A 17489-nucleotide genomic window follows, 5' to 3' on the forward strand; every position below is an offset into this window, starting at 1 on the left:
ACTAAATAGTTGAGCTAGGAACTTCAGGGGTATCCGTGTTGCGCGGCATGAGCTCGGCAATCATCTCCGAGATATGTCCCAACACATCATTTTTTGCAGCATCATACGCGCGTCGGATCGCCCATTCAAAGGAATAGGCATCGGCGCCGCCATGGCTCTTGAACACCAGGCCGCGCAGGCCCAGCAGGCTGGCGCCGTTGTGGCGCGACGGCTGGAAGCGGTCCTTGACCGCCTTCAGCGCGCCGCGCCCGAACAAGGCGCCCAGCATGGTCAGCAGGTTGCGACTGAATTCGGTGCGCAACGTGTCGCCGAAGAAGCGCGCCACGCCCTCCACCGCCTTCAAGGTCACGTTGCCGACGAAACCGTCGCACACGACGATGTCGGTGGTGCCCTTGAAGATGTCGTTGCCTTCGACGTTGCCGTGGAAATTGAGCGCGCCGCGCTCGTGGTCGGCCTGCAGCAGCTTGCTGGTGGCCTTGACCACTTCATTGCCCTTGATGTCCTCGGTGCCGACGTTCAGCAGGCCGATGGTCGGACGGGCGATCTTCTCCATGGCCGACACCAGCACCGAGCCCATGATGGCGAACTGGTGCAGGTGATGCGGTTCGCAGTCGACGTTGGCGCCCAGGTCCAGCATATAGGTCGGGCCGTTTTTCTGGTTCGGCATGATGCCGCAGATGGCGGGACGGTCGACCCCGGTCATGGTCTTGAGCACGTAGCGGGACACCGCCATCAGCGCGCCGGTGTTGCCGGCCGAGACGCAGGCCTGGGCCTTGCCGTCCTTGACTTGTTCGATGGCGACGCGCATCGACGAATCCTTCTTGCGGCGCAGGGCCACTTCCAGCGGATCGTCCATGGTGACTTGTTCGGAGGCGTGTTGCACGGTGATGCGCGGGTGCGCGTCGGCGTGCTGCTTTTTCAGTTCCGCGCGGATGACGTCTTCCAAACCGACCAGTATCAGTTCAGCGTCAGGCTCACGTTTGAGGAAGGAAACAGCTGCGGGGATAGTGACCGACGGGCCGTGATCGCCACCCATGCAGTCGATAGAAATTTTGATTGTCATTTGTTTTGATTCAGTACCACGCTCCAGCCCGGATAGGGCAAGCTGCGGCAATCTGCGGACCAACAACATCCAGGTCTACGCGTTTCAAAATGACGGTGTGCAAAAGAGGATTGCAGCCGATGATAAAGAAAAAGCGATGCTTCGCGAGTTATCCACGTAGCACCGCCTATTTCCGGGTCCAGCAAAAGCGTCGATTACTCGTCGTTTTTGGTTTTCAGGACTTTACGACCACGGTAGAAGCCGTTAGGGCTGATGTGGTGACGCAGGTGGGTTTCACCGGTGGTTGGCTCGATGCCCAGTTGTGGAGCAACCAGGAAATCGTGCGAACGGTGCATACCGCGCTTCGAAGGGGACTTCTTGTTCTGTTGAACTGCCATGTTAATGACTCCTAATACATAAGTTCTAAAATTTTAACACATTCGACCAGCAAATACATGCGAATCGAGTATCCTGCCGGCAAAACTGAACCGGCATAGTTAAACTGAGATTTACTACACTTCACTGCTGACTTGCCATACTCGATTTACTACACGCGTTTGACACGTTCTTTACAACACTACTTATTCGGTACTGCTTATTCGGATTTGAGGCCCTTGAGGGCGTCGAACGGCGACAACTTTTCGCTTTTCGCCTTGTCCAGCAGGGCGGAATCGGGGCAGACATCATGTTTCGGCGTGTGCGGCAAGGCCAGCAGCGCTTCGTCTTCCACCAGGTCCATCAGCTCCATGCTGCGGCTGCCGACGATGACATCGATCGTCTCGTCGTTGATCATTTCTTCGATTTCGTCCGCCTGCGCATCATCCTTGCCCAGCATCAGGACCGTCGACGCGTCGATGGTGTGAGCGTAAGGCGTCAGGCAGCGCTGGCAGACCAGTTGCACGGTGCCGGCAACCGACAGCGTCATCTGCGGGAAGCCCATCTTGCTGGTGCCCCCTACTGCTTTCCAGGCGATGGTGCCGGACGTGTCCGCACAATCCTTGGTCAAGCGGGTCATTTCGGCAACAGGCGTCACGCCGTGCTGGCTGCCGTTGCTCCGACAAAAATCAAAGGCGTCGATCACAATAGCATTCATTACAGAAATTTCCCCGGAAAACCTGCGATAATAACAGGGTTTTCATCGTCAAGTCAAAGCCTTAGCGCTTTTTTCGTTCTTTTTGTGCCGCTGGCACTACCGGCGACAGAGCATATAACATTCCCCACATGACATCAAGTTTACTCGTACTCGCCTCCAGCTCCGCCTACCGCAGGGAACTCTTATCACGACTGCAACTGCCGTTCGAGGTGGCGGTGCCCGACATCGACGAAGCCCCGCTGCCCGGCGAGACGCCCAGCGCCACCGCGCTGCGCCTGGCGCGCGAGAAGGCCGCCGCCGTGGCCGCCAAGATGCCGGGCCATATCGTCATCGGCTCCGACCAGGTCGCAACGCTGGACGACGAGCAGATCGGCAAGCCCGGCAGCCACGCCAACGCGCTGGCCCAGCTGCAAAAGATGCGCGGCCGCGAAGTGGTGTTCCACACCGCGCTGTGCGTCTGGGACGGCAGGAACGGCACGGCACAACTGGAAGACATCCAGACCGTCGTGAAGTTCCGCGACCTGCCCGACGCCGAGCTCGACGCCTACCTGCGCATCGAGCAGCCCTACGACTGCGCCGGCAGCGCCAAGAACGAGGCGCTGGGCATCGCCATCCTCGAGCGCATCGACAGCGGCGACCCGACCGCCCTCACCGGCTTGCCTTTGATCGCGCTGACAGGCATGCTGCGCAAGATCGGCGTTTCCTTTTTTAATACCTGACTGTTTTTATGACCGGCACCCTCTTTTTAATACCGAACACCCTGGGCGAGACTGAAGCGCTCTCCTCCGTGCTGCCCGAGCAGGTGCAGCGCATCACCTCGCAGCTCGACTACTTTGTCGCCGAGAACGCCAAGACGGCGCGCGCCTTCCTCAAGCTGGTCAACGCCAACCATCCGCTGGCCAAGCCGCTGCAGGAGATCGCCATTTCCGAGCTCAACGTCAACACCCCGGCGGCCGCGCTGGCGGGCCTGCTGGCGCCGCTGCTGGCAGGCCGGGACGGCGGCCTGGTGTCGGAGGCCGGCGTGCCGGCGGTGGCCGATCCCGGCGCCGACCTGGTGCGGCTGGCGCACCAGCACCACATCCCGGTGCGGCCGCTGGTCGGGCCGTCGTCGCTGCTGCTGGCCGTGATGGCGAGCGGGCTGAACGGCCAGAGCTTCGCCTTCAACGGCTACCTGCCGACCGACGCGGCGCAGCGCGCCACCCGCATCAAGGAACTGGAACAGCGCTCGCGCAAGGAGAAGCAGACGCAGCTGTTCATCGAGACGCCCTACCGCAACGCCGCCATGCTGGAGGCGCTGGTGGCGGCCTGCGCGCCCGGCACGCTGCTGTGCGTGGCGACCGACCTGAGCCTGCCGTCGGAAACCATCCGCACCATGAGCGCGGCGCAATGGAAGAGCGCGAAGGCGCCGGACTTTCACAAGAAGCCGACCGTGTTCCTGCTGCTGGGCCAATAAGTCAGACGCCGCGCGTGTACTCGGTCACCCACTCGATGGCCGCCAGCTGGATGGCGTACAGCTCGGCCGGCGTCAGCGCCAGCTGGTGCAGCAACTGCGCCAGCTGCTTGCCGTCGCGGTCGCGCTCGATGTGCTCGATCAGGTTGAGCATGCTGCCATAGTCGCCGCTGCGATGCAGCAGCGCGGCGCGCACCTCGTCGAGCACGTTCACGCTCTCCAGCACGTCGCGCATGTGGATGGAGAACAGCGTGTCCATCAGCGACATCACCCCCACCGTGAAGCCGATGTCGGCGCTGACGCGCTGCCCCGGCCGCAGATGCTCGACCATCAGCTCCATGGTCTTGCCGCGCGTGGTGGCCAGTTGCAGCAGCGGCGAGGTGAACTCCTGCGCGCTGCCGCTCTTCACGTACAGCAGGATCTGCAGCCAGCGCTTGAGCTGGCGCCGTCCCAGCACCATCAGCGCGTGGCCGACCGAGTTGATGCGGTAGCGCGCGCCGACCGCCGGCGTGTTCACCAGGCGCAGCAGGTTGAGCGTGATCAGCGCGTCGTGCTTGACGCTGCGCTCGATCTCGTGGCTGCTGGCGTCGGTGTTGAGCAGGTCCAGCAGGTGCAGCACGCTGCGCTGCGACGGCGAGATCTTCTTGCCGCTCAGGATGACGGGGCGCGCGAAATAATAGCCCTGGAAGTATTCGAAGCCCAGCTCCATGCACTCCTGGAACTCCTCCATCGTCTCGACCTTTTCGGCCAGCAGCTTCTGCCTGGGGTTCTTCAGCACCCGCGCCAGCGCCGGCAAGGTCCCCGGCTCCATGTCCTTGATGTCGACCTTGATGACGTCGCACAGCGGCTGGAATTTCTGCACGTCCTCGGAATGGCCGATCACGTCGTCCAGCGCGAACTTGAAGCCGGCTTGCTTGAGCTCGCGTATGCGGTCGAGGATTTCCGGCGTGGCCTTGACGGTTTCCAGGATTTCAAGGATGACCTTGTCGTTCGGCAGGAATCGGATGAAGTCGCTCATCAGGCCGATGGCGTCGACGTTGACGAAGGCCATCTGGTCGCCCACCACGTGCTCCATGCCCAGCTCGGAGGCGTGGGCGATCACGGTGGCGGTGGCCTCGGCGTCGTCGGTGACGTCGGCCACGTTGCGGACGCGGGCGTCGCGGAACAGCAGCTCGTAGGCCACCAGCCGCTGTCCCCGGTTGAGGATGGGCTGGCGGGCCAGGAAGAAGTTATCGGCTAGCTTGGATGGCATGGTCGACGGCGCGATCATCATGGGAAGCCCCCATTTCGCAATCTGCTAAGTTCGGGCTGCCGTCTCAAGCGACAACCCGCTAACTAGCAGACTATACCTCTCAGTACCGTCCTGACAACGTTTTTCTATCGTGTAACAGGCCGGCGCACCGCATTGTTGCGCGTAGCCGTCGGCTTTCCGCTTTCCAGCGTGTAGCGGGCGCCGGAATCCTTGCCCAGCACCTTGACCAGGTAGGGCATGACTTCCTTGAGCATGGGCTCCAGCGTGTACGGCGGATTGAGGATGAACATGCCGCTGCTGTGCAGGCCGAAGCCGTCCGGCATCGGCGTGTTGGTGGTCAGCACCACGTTGAGCCAGTCGCTGCATTGCAGCTGCTTGAGCTTGTCGGCGAACTGGCGCGACTCCATGCGCTGCAGCAGCGGATACCAGACCGCGTAGGTGCCGGTCGGGAAGCGCACCAGCGCGTCGGCCAGCGTGTCCTTGACCTTCTTGTAGTCCTGCTTGTCCTCGTACGGCGGGTCGATCAGCACCAGCGCGCGCCGCGACGGCGGCGGCAGCAGCGCCTTGAGCGCCTGGAAGCCGTCGCCGCGGGTGATCAGCACGCGCTTGCCGCGCGTGGTCGGGCGTATGCCCTGCTGCGCGGCGTGCTCTTCGAGCTTGCGGAAGTTATCGGCCAGCAGCTTGGAATCGGCCGGATGCAGCTCGAACAGGCGCAGGCGGTCCTGCTCGCGCGCCACCTGGTCGGCGATGTAGGGCGAACCGGGGTAGTAGCGCATCTTGCCGCTCGGGTTCATGGCGCGGATCAGGTCGACGTATTCCTTGATCGGCGCGGGCAGGTCGGTGCGCTCCCACAGCGGGCCGATGCCGGTGTCGTACTCGGCGTTCTTGGAGGCGAAAGTGCCGTCGAGCGCATACACGCCGGCGCCGGAGTGGGTGTCGATGTAGCTGTAGGCGGTATCTTTTTGATTCAGATACTGCATCAACTGGATGGTCACGAAATGCTTCAATACATCGGCGTGATTACCCGCGTGAAAGGCGTGGCGGTAACTCAACATAAGCTTGGTACTCTCAATAAGTGGTGCGGAACAATCCCGCATTATCCACTAGAAAGCCGCGCCCACCAAAAAAGCGCCCATATCGTTTGCGTCAAGGCGAGCCCCGCCGCGCTGATTAAGATGGTACAGCCGGGCCGCATCCGCTGGCGCGGCGTACTTTCATGGAGGACATCATGGCATTCAACAACGTAGGTCCGCTGACCTACCTGGCGCCGGGGCAGACGGCGTTCTGGAGCTACACGTACGGCACCGACCACGGCACGCAGTTCGCCACGGCCGACGTCAAGGCGCCCAACCTGGGCGCGATCCACATGGCGGACCAGCAAAGCAAGCGCAAGGAAAACAACGGCAACGCCACCTATTTCGTCCAGATCCACAACCAGGGCATAGGCGGCGCCTTCCACAACCTGCAAGGCGGAGGCATGTCATGAAGATGACCATCATTACGGACGACCAGAACAACATCCTGGGCGCGGTGCAGGGACATTCCCTGTCGGACAAACAGGGCGGCGTGGAAGCGAGCGTCTCGTTCGGCCCCGGCCACGTGACCCACATGGTGGAGGTCGACGACGACCTGGCCACCATCCACGACCTGGACGACTTCCAGAACCGTCTGAACCAGCACCTGCAGCAGCACCTGGCCAATCCCTGAGGCCGGCCGCCGTGGCGGGGACTTGCCTCCCCCGCCGCGGCCTCGGGCGGCTCAGGCCACCTTCTTGTCGAAGAATTGCTCGTCCTCGGTCGAACCGTGCAGCGCCGTGGTCGACGACTGGCCGTTCTGGATGCACTGGGTCACCGCGTCGAAATAGCCGGTGCCGACCTCGCGCTGGTGCTTGACCGCTGTGAAGCCCTTCTCGGCCGCGGCGAATTCCGCCTCCTGCAATTCCACGAACGCCGACATCTGCCGGCGCGCATAGCCGTGCGCCAGGTTGAACATGCCGTAGTTCAGCGCGTGGAAGCCGGCCAGGGTGATGAACTGGAACTTGTAGCCCATCGCGCCCAACTCCTTCTGGAACCTGGCGATGGTGGCGTCGTCCAGGTTCTTCTTCCAGTTGAACGACGGCGAGCAGTTATAAGCCAGCATCTTGCCGGGGAACTGGGCGTAGACGGCCTCGGCGAAGCGCTTGGCGAAGGCCAGGTCGGGCTTGCCAGTCTCGCACCAGACCAGGTCGGCGTACGGCGCGTAGGCCAGCGCGCGCGAAACCGCCTGCTCCATGCCGGGCGTGACCTTGTAGAAGCCTTCCACCGTGCGCTCGCCGGTGCAGAAGGGCTTGTCGTTGTCGTCCACGTCCGAGGTCAGCAGATCGGCCGCCTCGGCGTCGGTGCGGGCGATCACCAGGGTCGAGGTGCCCATGACGTCGGCCGCCAGGCGGGCCGCGGTCAGCTTTTCCACCGCCTCGCGCGTGGGCACCAGCACCTTGCCGCCCATGTGGCCGCATTTCTTGACCGACGCCAGCTGGTCCTCGAAGTGCACGCCGGCGGCGCCGGCGTCTATCATGGACTTCATCAGCTCGTAGGCGTTCAGCACGCCGCCGAAACCGGCCTCGGCGTCGGCCACGATGGGCGCGAAGAAGTCGATGTCGTCCTTGCCCTCGGACCATTGGATCTGGTCGGCGCGCTGGAAGGTGTTGTTGATGCGCTTGACCACCATGGGCACCGAGTTGGCCGGATACAGCGACTGGTCGGGATACATCTCGCCGGCCAGGTTGGCGTCGCCGGCCACCTGCCAGCCGGACAGGTAGATCGCCTTCAGCCCGGCCCTGACCTGCTGCATGGCCTGGTTGCCGGTCAGCGCGCCCAGGGCGTTGACGTAGGGTTCGTTGTTGACCAGGTCCCACAACTTTTCGGCGCCGCGCCTGGCCAGCGTGTGCTCGATCTGCAGCGAGCCGCGCAGGCGCACCACGTCTTCGGCGGTGTAGCTGCGGGTCACGCCCTTCCAGCGGGGGTTGGTGTCCCAGTCCTTTTGCAAGGCTGCGATTTGCTGTTCACGAGTTGCCATGGTGTTCTCCTATTTAAAAAACGAAATCCGTTAAACAAATGGTAGTACCTTTTGTGCCATGCACCAATAGTCTTATATAAGACATATAACCAAATATAAATTTATACAAATCAAATAGATAGACCTAGAATTCCATGATGCGGAATAGGATTTCTTGAAATGAAAGAGAAAAAGGCCAGTCCTGGCCACGCCTTTCCGCGATGTGAAACGAACGCCTCGCCAGATGAAAAATCGCGGTTCTGAAATAAAAACACCCCGCAAGCCGCGTGGCTTACGGGGTGTCAGGAGAAGGCCGGATCGGGATCAGGAATTCACCCTGGACCACAGCCTCAGGCAAGCATCTGCTGCGCCACCAGGATGCCGTCGGCATCGGCATAGATCCAGTCGCCCGGCTGCACCGGCACGCCCTGGATGTGCACGCGCACATTGCGCTCGCCGGCGCCCTTCTTGCTGCTTTTTTGCGGATGGGCGCCCAGGGCGCGCACGCCGATTTCGCAGGAATTGATCTCGTCGGTGTCGCGGATGCAGCCGTCGACGATGATGCCGGCCCAGCCGTTGTCCTGGGCCAGCAGACCGAGCTGTCCACCGACCAGCGCGCGGCGCAGGCTGCCGCCGCCGTCGATCACCAGCACGTTGCCGCCGCCCTGGGTTTCCAGCATCGAACGCACCAGCGCGTTGTCTTCATGCACCTTGAGCGTGGTCACGCGGCCGGAAAAGCGCATCTGCTTGCCGAAGTGGAGGAAGACCGGCGGCAGCACGGCCAGCCGGCCGTCCTCCAGCAGATTGGCGTTGTCGTCGCATAAGTCGGTGGTTGCAAAGCTCATCGTGGTTCCATGCAGTTGGTTAAGGTAGCAAAGATTCTATGCTGTTTTGGGCACGGCCACCACGCGCGTCTTGCTGCCCACCCCTACCGTGGTCAGGATCACCAGCGCCTGGAACACGGCGATGCCGATGAACACGCCGGACGGATGGTTGGCATCCATCAGCGCGCCGAACAGCAGCGGGCCCAGCGCCAGGCCGCTGTCCAGGCCGGAATACACGACGCCAAACACGCGGCCGGTGGCGTTGGCCGGCGCCGCGCCGCGTATCAGCAGGTCGCGCGACGGCCCCGAGATGCCGGTCACCAGGCCGATCGCGCCCATCAGGACGACCGCCAGCCAGCCCGGCACCACCGCCGCCGCCAGCACCAGCGCCAGCAGCGACGCCGACCCGAACGCCAGCATGATGATGCGGTCGTGGTGGCGGCTGCCCGCGCCCAGGAAGCCGCCGTACAACATGCCCACCGCCGAGGCGATCATATAGGCGGTGTAGGCCGAGGTGGCCCAGGCCAGCGACATGCCGTACAAGCTCACCAGGCTGGTGGCCGCGAAACTCTGGATGCCGGCCAGCGCCACCGCCGAGATCAGGAAGAAGGCAAAGCACATCCACACCACCTGCAGCCGCAGAAAGCCGAGCGCGCCGCCCTTGCCCGCGCCGGCCGCCACAGCCACCGGCGCCGGCGCCCGCTCGGGACGCAAGGCATGGCGGTTCCACACCAGCAGCGCCAGCACCGTCAGCGGCAACAGGGCCGCGCTCAGCAGCGCCGTGCGCCAGTCGGTGCGGCTGGCCACGAAGGTCAGGAACAAGGGCGACAGCGCCCAGCCGATATTGCCGCTGATGCCATGCACCGAAAAGCCGTGCGCCAGCCGCGCCTTGGACACCCGCTGGTTGAGCAGCGTGTAGTCGGCCGGGTGGAACACGCTGTTGCCGCAGCCCGCCAGGAAGGCGCCCAGCATCAGTTGCGCGTAGCTGTGCGCGCTGGACAGCATCACCGCCGACAAGCCCAGCAGCGCGATGCCGCCCAACAGCACCGTGCGCGCGCTGTAGCGGTCGACGACGAAGCCGGCCATCGCCTGCCCCACGCCGGACACGGTGAAAAACACCGTCATCAGCAAGCCCAGCTCGGCGTAACTGAGCTGGAATTCCGGCTTCAGCCACGGTATCAGCGCCGCCAGGATCACGTGGTAAAAATGCGAAGTGCCGTGTGCCAGCCCGACCAGGGCGATGACCCTGGCGTCCTGCCGCAGCAAGGATGTATCGTTCATACTGCCTCCTTGTTTCAAAAAAAGAAAGCATAGTGTAAGCACTTGCCGCCAGTCTGATTTAAGATAGTACGTCAACATTTGTCGCCTATCCGCCATGGCTATCCGCGTCCTCACGCACACGCAATTCAACTGGAACTGCAACTTCCCCACCGCCGACCGGCCGCTGACCATGTCCGGCCGCGACCTGCCAACCGACGCCGTGCTGCTGCCCCACCACCACCCGTGGGGCCAGTTCACCTACGCGATGCAGGGCGTGATGCGCGTGACGGCCAACCACAGCAGCTGGATCGTGCCGCCGCAGCGCGCCATCTGGATCGCGCCTGAGGTCGAGCACGCGGTCACGGTGCTGGAGCCGATCCGGCTGCGTCCGCTTTGCGTGCACGCCAGCCGCTCGCCCTTTCCCGAAGCGTGCAAGGTGGTGGAAGTGTCCAGCCTGCTGCGAGAGCTGCTGGCCACGCTGGAGCAGCACGACCAGGACGAGCAGTCCAACCGCGAGCATCTGCTGTCCGAGATGATCCTGGACGAGCTGCCGCGCTGCGCCACCCGTCCGCTGCGCGTGCCGCTGCCGCACGACAAGCGCCTGAAAACCCTGTGCGATGCGCTGATCGCCGATCCCGGCGCCGAGCTGACGCTGGAAGCCTGGGCCGGCCGCGTGGGCGCCTCCGAACGCACCTTGACGCGCCTGTTCGAACGCGAACTGGGCATGAGCTTCAGCCAATGGCGCCAGCATGTGCGCTTGGCACACGCGGCGCCGCTGATCTCGCGCGGCGTGCCGCTGTCGCAGGTGGCGGCCCAGCTGGGTTATGCCAGCCAGTCGGCCTTCTCGGCCATGTTCAAGAAGACCTTCGGCAGCACGCCCACATCTTTTTTCGCTGAAAAATAGATAATCGGTCAAGTTTTCCATTGGCGCACCGTTAACGTTGTCTTGGACGAAAGTACGGTACATTAGTGGAAACTCAACAACTGGAACAACGGTATCGGATGACAGACCTGTCTCTCTTCACGACCGAGCAGATCGCAGCGCTGCTCAGCGCGCTGCCGGACCCGGCGTTTATCTTCACACGCAGCGGCAAATACGCCGCGCTGTTCGGCGGCACCGACGCCCGCTACTACCACGACGGCAGCGCGCTGGTGGGCAAGCGCATCGCCGACGTGCTCAACAGCGAAAAGACCGCGTGGTTTTTGGCGCAGATCGCCGTCGCGCTGGCCAAGCGCGGCCTGCACGTGGTCGAATACCGGCTGGACCGCAAGGATGTGAAAGGCCTGGAAGGCGACGGCCCGGACGACACGATCTGGTTCGAAGGCCGCGCCCAGGCGCTGGAATATCAGGTGGACGGCGAGGACGCCGTGCTGTGGGTGGCCAGCAACATCACCACCAGCAAAAAGCTGGAGGCCCTGCTGCGCATGCAGAGCGAGACCGACGCGCTGACCGGTCTGGCCAACCGCCGCAAGCTGATGCAGGCCCTCAACGACAACTACGGCCTGCACGCCCGCTACCGGACGCCGGCCTCGGTGCTGATCTTCGACATCGACAAATTCAAGGACATCAACGACCGCTACGGCCACCTGAGCGGCGACAAGGCGATCCAGGCCACGGCCGACGTCTGCCGGCGCGAATTGCGCACCACCGATTTTCCGGCGCGGCTGGGCGGCGACGAGTTCGTGATCCTGATGCCGCACACCACCTGGGAACAGGCGGTGCCGATCGCCGAGCGGCTGCGCCAGCGCATCGCCGAGCAGTTGCGGGAACTGGGCACGCTGGGCCAGGGCGCCACCATCAGCGGCGGCTTGAGCCAGATGCAGCCGGACGACGCCTCAAGCGAGGATGTGCTGAAACGGGCGGACGATGCGCTGTACCGCGCCAAGCACGGCGGGCGCAACCGCATCGTCCATCACGACGCTTAACTTCGCTTAGCTGAAGGCCAGCTCCCCGTTCACAGCGTCGACGTGGATGGTGTCCTTGGGACCGAAGCGGCCCGCGAGGATCATCTTGGACAGCGGATTCTCGATCTGCTGCTGGATCGCCCGCTTCAGCGGCCGCGCGCCATACACCGGATCGTAGCCGGCCTCGGCGATCTTCTGCAGCGCCGCGTCGGTGACCGACAACGTCATCTCCATCTTGGCCAGGCGCTGTTCCAGGATCGCCAGCTGGATCTTGGCGATGGCGCCGATGTTCTTCTCATCGAGGCCGTGGAACACGACGATTTCATCGATGCGGTTGATGAACTCCGGACGGAAGTGCGAACGCACCTCGGCCATCACCGCCAGCTTGACCACGCCCGGATCGGCATCCTCCATCGCCTGGATCTTGTGCGAGCCCAGGTTGGAGGTCATGATGATCACCGTGTTCTTGAAGTCCACCGTGCGGCCCTGGCCGTCCGTCATGCGGCCGTCGTCCAGCGCCTGCAGCAGCACGTTGAACACGTCCGGATGCGCCTTCTCCACCTCGTCGAGCAGGATCACGCTGTAGGGCTTGCGGCGCACGGCCTCGGTCAGGTAGCCGCCCTCGTCGTAGCCCACGTAGCCGGGCGGCGCGCCGATCAGGCGGGCCACCGAATGCTTCTCCATGAATTCGCTCATGTCGATGCGTATCATCGATTCCTCGGTGTCGAACAGGAAGCCTGCCAGCGCCTTGGACAGCTCGGTCTTGCCGACGCCCGTGGGTCCCAGGAACATGAACGAACCATACGGACGGTTCGGATCGGACAGGCCGGCGCGCGAACGACGGATGGCGTCGGACACGGCGTCGATCGCCTCGTCCTGGCCGACCACGCGCTCGTGCAGCTTCTCCTCGATGTGCAGCAGCTTGTCGCGCTCGCCCTGCATCATGCGCGAGACCGGGATGCCGGTCGCGCGCGAGACCACCTCGGCGATCTCCTCGGCGCCGACTTCGGTGCGCAGCAGCTTGGGCTGCGCGGGCGCGCCCTCCTTGGCGTTGATGCTCTCGGCCTGCTTGAGCTGCGCTTCCAGCTCGGGCAGGCGGCCGTACTGCAGTTCCGACACGCGCTGCCAGTTGCTCTCGCGCGTGGCCTGCTCCATCTGCAGCTTGATGCGGTCGATCTCTTCCTTGATGTGGGTGCTGCCCTGCACCACCGCCTTCTCGGCCTTGAGGATTTCCTCGTAGTCGTTCAACTCGCGCTGCAGGCGCGCGATCTCTTCCTCGATCAGGTCCAGCCGGCGGCGCGAGCCCTCGTCCTTCTCCTTCTTGACGGCTTCCTTCTCGATCTTCAGTTGGATCAGGCGGCGTTCCAGCTTGTCCATGACCTCCGGCTTGGAGTCGATCTCGATCTTGATCTTGGACGCGGCTTCGTCGATCAGGTCGATCGCCTTGTCGGGCAGGAAGCGGTCGGTGATGTAGCGGTGCGACAGCTCGGCCGCCGCGATGATGGCGGCGTCCGAGATGGCGACCTTGTGGTGCAGCTCATACTTGTCCTGCAGGCCGCGCAGGATGGCGATGGTGGCCTCCACCGACGGCTCGTCGACCAGGATCTTCTGGAAGCGGCGCTCCAGCGCGGCGTCCTTCTCGATGTACTTGCGGTATTCGTCCAGCGTGGTGGCGCCAACGCAATGCAGTTCGCCGCGCGCCAGCGCCGGCTTGAGCATATTGCCCGCGTCCATCGAGCCCTCGGCCTTGCCGGCGCCCACCATCGTGTGCATCTCGTCGATGAAGACGATGGTCTGGCCCTCGTCCATGGCCAGCTCCTTGAGCACGGCCTTCAGGCGTTCCTCGAACTCGCCGCGGAACTTGGCGCCGGCCACCAGCGCCGCCATGTCCAGCGCCAGCACGCGCTTGCCCTTGAGCGAATCGGGCACCTCGTTGTTGACGATGCGCTGCGCCAGGCCTTCGACGATGGCGGTCTTGCCGACGCCGGGTTCGCCGATCAGCACGGGATTGTTCTTGGAGCGGCGCTGCAGCACCTGGATGGCGCGGCGGATCTCGTCGTCGCGGCCGATCACGGGATCGAGCTTGCCGGCGCGGGCGCGCTCGGTCAGGTCCAGCGTGTATTTTTTCAGTGCCTCGCGCTGGCCTTCGGCGTCGGGGTTATCGACCTTGGCGCCGCCGCGCACGGTGTCGATGGCCGCTTCCAGCGACTTGCGGGTCAGGCCGTTCTCGCGCGCCAGCTTGCCGGCGTCGGACTTGTCCTCGGTCAGCGCCAGCAGCACCATCTCGCTGGAGATGAACTGGTCGACGCGCTTCTGCGCCTCCTTGTCCGCCAGGTTCAGCACCGAGACCAGCTCGCGGCCGGCCTGCACGTCGCCGCCGGTGCCGGACACCTTGGGCAGGCGCTCGAGCGACGCGCCCAGCGCCTTGGTCAGGCCGCCGACGTTGACGCCGGCGCGCTGCAGCAGCGAGCGCGCGCTGCCGTCACTCTGGTTCAGCAGCGCGGTCAGCAGGTGGACCGGCTCGATGTATTGGTTGTCGTTGCCTACGGCCAGACTCTGCGAGTCCGACAGGGCTTCCTGGAGTTTGGTGGTGAGTTTGTCTTGCCGCATGGAATTGCTCCAATAAATTTAACTTATCGCATACATAGGGATATGCGATCCAGTTTCAAGGAGACGCCTTTTTATTTAACAAATCCATGACCTACATCAACTACGCCACAGTGCTCCATTTCTTCAGTGCAACATCGTCGCTGACGCGGGCGTCGACCCAGCGGGCGCCGTCCGGGGTCTGTTCCTTTTTCCAGAACGGCGCCTCGGTCTTCAGGTAGTCGATGATGTATTCGCAGGCGGCGAAGGCCTCGCCGCGATGGGCGGAGGTGACCGCCACCAGCACGATCTGGTCCAGCGGCTTGAGCGGCCCGACGCGGTGGATCACCAGCGCGCCGTACACCGGCCAGCGTTGTTTGGCCTGTTCGATGATGGCGAGGATGGATTGCTCGGTCATGCCGGCGTAGTGTTCCAGCTCCATCTCCGCCACGCTGGCGCCCTCGTTCAGGTCGCGCACCGTGCCGACAAACGACACCACCGCGCCCACCTTGGGATTGCCGGCCCGCAGCCGCGCCAGCTCGGCGCTCAGGTCGAAGTCGCCGGTCTGGATGCGGACGCTGTCGGCGCTCATGCGCGCTCCGCTGCGCCGATGCGGCGGAACAGCTGCTCGATGCGGCTGGCGGTGCGGTCGTCGGCCAGGGCCGGCATCGCGCACAGCTGCAGGTAGGCGCTGCCGGCGCTTTGCGGCTTCTGGCCGGACTTCAGCGACGATTGCAACACCTCGACCTGCATCTTCAAACGCTCGCGCGCGAACTCGGCGCCGCTGTCGACGCCGGCCACGATCTCCAGCCGCAGCACTTCGTCGAGCAGCTTGGCGCGGTTGCGCTCCAGCTGCTCGGCGTAGGCGCTGCGCTTGCCGTCCAACGCACCCAGCGCCGCGTTGAAGCGGCCGTGCAAGGCGCGCTCGTAGTCGGCGGCCAGCGGCGGCAAGGCCGACCAGCGGCTCTGCCAGTCGGCGCCGTCGATGGCGGGGCCGTCGGCCGCCGTGCCGATCGCGCTTTCCAGCGCCTGGCACAGGCGCAGCTTGTCGCGCAATGCATTGGCCTGGGCCGCGCCGGCGCGGCGCTTGATCGCGTCGGCCTGGCCCTGCACCGCCGCCACCGCGGCCTGATAGCGCTGCTGGATGCGCGCCTCCGACGCGCGCGGCACGCCGCCGGCGGCATGCCAGGCCGCCGCCGCGTCGCGCAGGGTCTTGGCGATGGCCGCCAGCTGCGCCTTGTCCTCGCCGCTGAAGGTGGCCGTTTCCAGTTCCTTGCACAACGCCTCGCGCGCGTGCAGGTGGGCCTTGCGTTCGTGGTCGGCGGCGTGCGCGCTTTCCTTGCGCTTGGCGAAGATCGCGTCGCAGGCGGCGCGGAAACGCTGCCACAGCGCCTGCTCGGCCTTGCGTTCCAGCGGCAGCGCCTTGGCCTGCTCCTGCCAGCGCTCCTGCAGGCGGCGCAAGTTATCCAGCGTGTGGCGGTCGCTGGCCTGCATCTGCTCCGCCTCGGCGATCAGCAATTCGCGCTTGGCGGTTTCGATCTTGCGCTGCTCGGCCAACGGCGCCAGCATCTGCGCCAGCGCCTTGTCGAAGGCTTGATCGAGCTTGCGTTTTTCCTTGCGGTCGATGGTGCCCAGGCGGCCCCACATCTGGCGCAGGCGCTGGCCGGCGGCGGCCACATTCTTCAGGTCCGCGCCCTCGGCCACGGCGGCGGCGGCCATGTTGCGGGTCTCGTCGATCAGCGCCTGGGCCTTGGCGGCGTTGGCGTGGCGTTCGTCGGCCAGTTGCTTGAAGTGGGCGGCAGCCGGCGCGTAGGCGGCGGTGCAGGCGCTGTCGAAGCGCTCCCACAGGCTCTTGGGCGCGTGGCCGGAGACCGCGTCCAGCGACTTCCAGCGCTCGCGCATGCTGCCGACCTTCTTGGCCAGTTCGCTCATCGCCAGGCCCAGCGCGGGCAGTTCCTCCACCGCCTTGACCAGCTCCTCGCGCGAGACGTTGCCGCCCCAGCGCGCCCAGTCGCCCAGCCGCTTCAATTCGGCGCGGACGTGGTTCAGGCGGTCGGTCTGGGCCGGCGTCAAGCGGGTCTTGTGTTCCTTGAGCCACTTGTCGTGGTCGGCGGCGGCGTGCAGCAAGCCTTGCTCCAGCGCGGCCTCCATCGCGTCCAGCGTTTCGAGGAATTTTTTATCGGTTTCCTTGGGCGCGGCCGGCTTCTTGGTCTCGCGTGCGACGGGCGCCGGCGCGGCGGGTGCCACGGCGGCCGCTTCGGCGGCGGGCGCTGCTTCCGGCGCGGCGGCGGTGTCGGCGACGGCGCGCTGGCTCGACGCGGCCGACAGCGCGGCGCGGCTCTGCTCCAGCGCCTGCGCATAGTCGCTCAGCAGATGCTTGGGCAAGGCGTTGTGTTCGGGCGCCTGCTGGTACTCGGCCTGCGCGGCGGCGTGGCGCTCCAGCGCCTGCTGCGCCTCCTCCGGCGCCAGGCCGGCCGACGGCAGCTGGCGCAGCGCGGCCATCGCGTCGATGATGGTGCGCTGCAGATTGACCTGCGCCTCCAGCCGGGCCGCCAGCGCGGCGCGCGCGGCGGCGTAGGGCTCGGCCAGCGCCGGCACGGCCGCGGTGATCTGCCATTGTCGGTCCAGGTCGGCCACCTGGTTGGGCGTCAGCTTCTCATCCTGCAGCAGGCGCTGGGCCAGCTCCAGGCAGGCCTGCGCCTTTTGATGCTCGGCCTGCTGATAGCGGATCGCGTCCAGCCGTCCCTGCATGAGCTTGGCGACGCGGCGGTCGGTGTTGCGCATCGCTTGCAGCACCCGCTCGAGCTGCGCCTGCGACTGCACATGCTCGGCGGCGGCCAGGCGCACGCCGGCGAATTCGCTCTGCAGTATCAGCTCGACGGCGGCGGCCTCGTCGCCCGCCAGCGTGGCGGCGCGCTGGGCCTGCTCCTCGCGGCGGCTGGCCGATGCGGCAGCGGCGGCGCCCTGCTCGGGAGTCGCCTCGGCGGCCTGTTGATCGGCCGCCTGGTCGGTAGTTCGCTTGAAGATGAAATCGAACATGGTGC

The 17489-nt window shown here is 64.8% G+C and carries 17 protein-coding genes; 6 read left to right on the top strand and 11 right to left on the bottom strand.

The features are described 5' to 3' along the window. Nucleotide 1: 1 nt before the first annotated feature. From plsX to AC07WS_RS29080, 3 genes are all read right to left on the bottom strand, one after another. The gene (plsX, locus tag AC07WS_RS29070) at nucleotides 2-1063 is read right to left on the bottom strand and encodes a phosphate acyltransferase PlsX (RefSeq protein WP_494732415.1); all 1062 of its coding nucleotides are present in this window, start codon (nucleotides 1061-1063) and stop codon (nucleotides 2-4) included. Between the two features lie 194 nt (nucleotides 1064-1257). Beyond that, nucleotides 1258-1440 carry a 50S ribosomal protein L32 gene (gene rpmF, locus AC07WS_RS29075; RefSeq protein ID WP_008449924.1) on the bottom strand — a complete coding sequence of 61 codons (183 nt, stop codon included), beginning with the start codon at nucleotides 1438-1440 and terminating at the stop codon, nucleotides 1258-1260. A gap of 197 nt (nucleotides 1441-1637) precedes the next feature. Continuing rightward, nucleotides 1638-2135, bottom strand: coding sequence for a YceD family protein (locus AC07WS_RS29080; protein ID WP_494732416.1), 498 nt, complete (start codon nucleotides 2133-2135; stop codon nucleotides 1638-1640). A 128-nt stretch (nucleotides 2136-2263) separates the two neighbouring features. On the opposite strand from AC07WS_RS29080, the gene AC07WS_RS29085 reads away from it, so the two are divergent. Together AC07WS_RS29085 and AC07WS_RS29090 are read left to right on the top strand one after the other, a co-directional pair. Next, nucleotides 2264-2854 carry a Maf-like protein gene (locus AC07WS_RS29085; protein ID WP_494732417.1) on the top strand — a complete coding sequence of 197 codons (591 nt, stop codon included), beginning with the start codon at nucleotides 2264-2266 and terminating at the stop codon, nucleotides 2852-2854. Nucleotides 2855-2862: 8 nt separating this feature from the next. Beyond that, a complete protein-coding gene (locus tag AC07WS_RS29090; protein ID WP_494732418.1) occupies nucleotides 2863-3588 on the top strand; it encodes an SAM-dependent methyltransferase in 726 nt (241 codons plus the stop codon). Between the two features lies 1 nt (nucleotide 3589). Here the strand turns inward: AC07WS_RS29090 and AC07WS_RS29095 are convergent, their stop codons facing one another. After that, nucleotides 3590-4858: an EAL and HDOD domain-containing protein gene (locus tag AC07WS_RS29095; RefSeq protein WP_494732419.1), complete on the bottom strand. Its 1269-nt coding sequence runs from the start codon at nucleotides 4856-4858 to the stop codon at nucleotides 3590-3592. 104 nt (nucleotides 4859-4962) lie between these two features. Next, a complete protein-coding gene (locus AC07WS_RS29100) occupies nucleotides 4963-5892 on the bottom strand; it encodes a 23S rRNA (adenine(2030)-N(6))-methyltransferase RlmJ (protein ID WP_494732420.1) in 930 nt (309 codons plus the stop codon). Nucleotides 5893-6065: 173 nt separating this feature from the next. Between AC07WS_RS29100 and AC07WS_RS29105 the strand changes: the two genes are divergently transcribed. Both AC07WS_RS29105 and AC07WS_RS29110 read left to right on the top strand, forming a co-directional pair. Next, complete coding sequence (locus AC07WS_RS29105; RefSeq protein ID WP_494732421.1) at nucleotides 6066-6323, top strand: hypothetical protein; 258 nt, start codon at nucleotides 6066-6068, stop codon at nucleotides 6321-6323. Then, nucleotides 6320-6544 carry a hypothetical protein gene (locus AC07WS_RS29110; protein WP_494732422.1) on the top strand — a complete coding sequence of 75 codons (225 nt, stop codon included), beginning with the start codon at nucleotides 6320-6322 and terminating at the stop codon, nucleotides 6542-6544. The genes AC07WS_RS29105 and AC07WS_RS29110 overlap by 4 nt, the downstream gene beginning before the upstream one ends. 51 nt (nucleotides 6545-6595) lie before the next feature. Here the strand turns inward: AC07WS_RS29110 and aceA are convergent, their stop codons facing one another. The 3 genes from aceA to AC07WS_RS29125 form a co-directional block, all read right to left on the bottom strand. After that, a complete protein-coding gene (aceA, locus tag AC07WS_RS29115) occupies nucleotides 6596-7891 on the bottom strand; it encodes an isocitrate lyase (protein WP_494732423.1) in 1296 nt (431 codons plus the stop codon). A 329-nt stretch (nucleotides 7892-8220) separates the two neighbouring features. Next, complete coding sequence (gene rraA / locus AC07WS_RS29120; protein WP_494732424.1) at nucleotides 8221-8715, bottom strand: ribonuclease E activity regulator RraA; 495 nt, start codon at nucleotides 8713-8715, stop codon at nucleotides 8221-8223. A 36-nt stretch (nucleotides 8716-8751) separates the two neighbouring features. Then, entirely contained in the window at nucleotides 8752-9975 is a 1224-nt protein-coding gene (locus AC07WS_RS29125) for an MFS transporter (protein WP_494732425.1), read from the bottom strand. A gap of 94 nt (nucleotides 9976-10069) precedes the next feature. Here AC07WS_RS29125 and AC07WS_RS29130 point away from each other — a divergent pair, with 94 nt between their 5' ends. Both AC07WS_RS29130 and AC07WS_RS29135 read left to right on the top strand, forming a co-directional pair. Then, nucleotides 10070-10858 carry an AraC family transcriptional regulator gene (locus AC07WS_RS29130; RefSeq protein ID WP_494732426.1) on the top strand — a complete coding sequence of 263 codons (789 nt, stop codon included), beginning with the start codon at nucleotides 10070-10072 and terminating at the stop codon, nucleotides 10856-10858. A 98-nt stretch (nucleotides 10859-10956) separates the two neighbouring features. Next, a complete protein-coding gene (locus AC07WS_RS29135) occupies nucleotides 10957-11880 on the top strand; it encodes a GGDEF domain-containing protein (protein ID WP_494732427.1) in 924 nt (307 codons plus the stop codon). A gap of 6 nt (nucleotides 11881-11886) precedes the next feature. Here the strand turns inward: AC07WS_RS29135 and clpB are convergent, their stop codons facing one another. The 3 genes from clpB to AC07WS_RS29150 form a co-directional block, all read right to left on the bottom strand. After that, nucleotides 11887-14469: an ATP-dependent chaperone ClpB gene (gene clpB / locus AC07WS_RS29140; protein ID WP_494732428.1), complete on the bottom strand. Its 2583-nt coding sequence runs from the start codon at nucleotides 14467-14469 to the stop codon at nucleotides 11887-11889. 100 nt (nucleotides 14470-14569) lie between these two features. Then, nucleotides 14570-15037 carry a molybdenum cofactor biosynthesis protein MoaE gene (locus AC07WS_RS29145; protein WP_494732429.1) on the bottom strand — a complete coding sequence of 156 codons (468 nt, stop codon included), beginning with the start codon at nucleotides 15035-15037 and terminating at the stop codon, nucleotides 14570-14572. Continuing rightward, complete coding sequence (locus tag AC07WS_RS29150) at nucleotides 15034-17484, bottom strand: DUF349 domain-containing protein (protein WP_494732430.1); 2451 nt, start codon at nucleotides 17482-17484, stop codon at nucleotides 15034-15036. Before AC07WS_RS29150 ends, AC07WS_RS29145 begins: the two co-directional genes overlap by 4 nt. Nucleotides 17485-17489 lie beyond the last annotated feature (5 nt).

Source organism: Duganella sp. GW821-FHT01E12, from assembly GCF_059422325.1.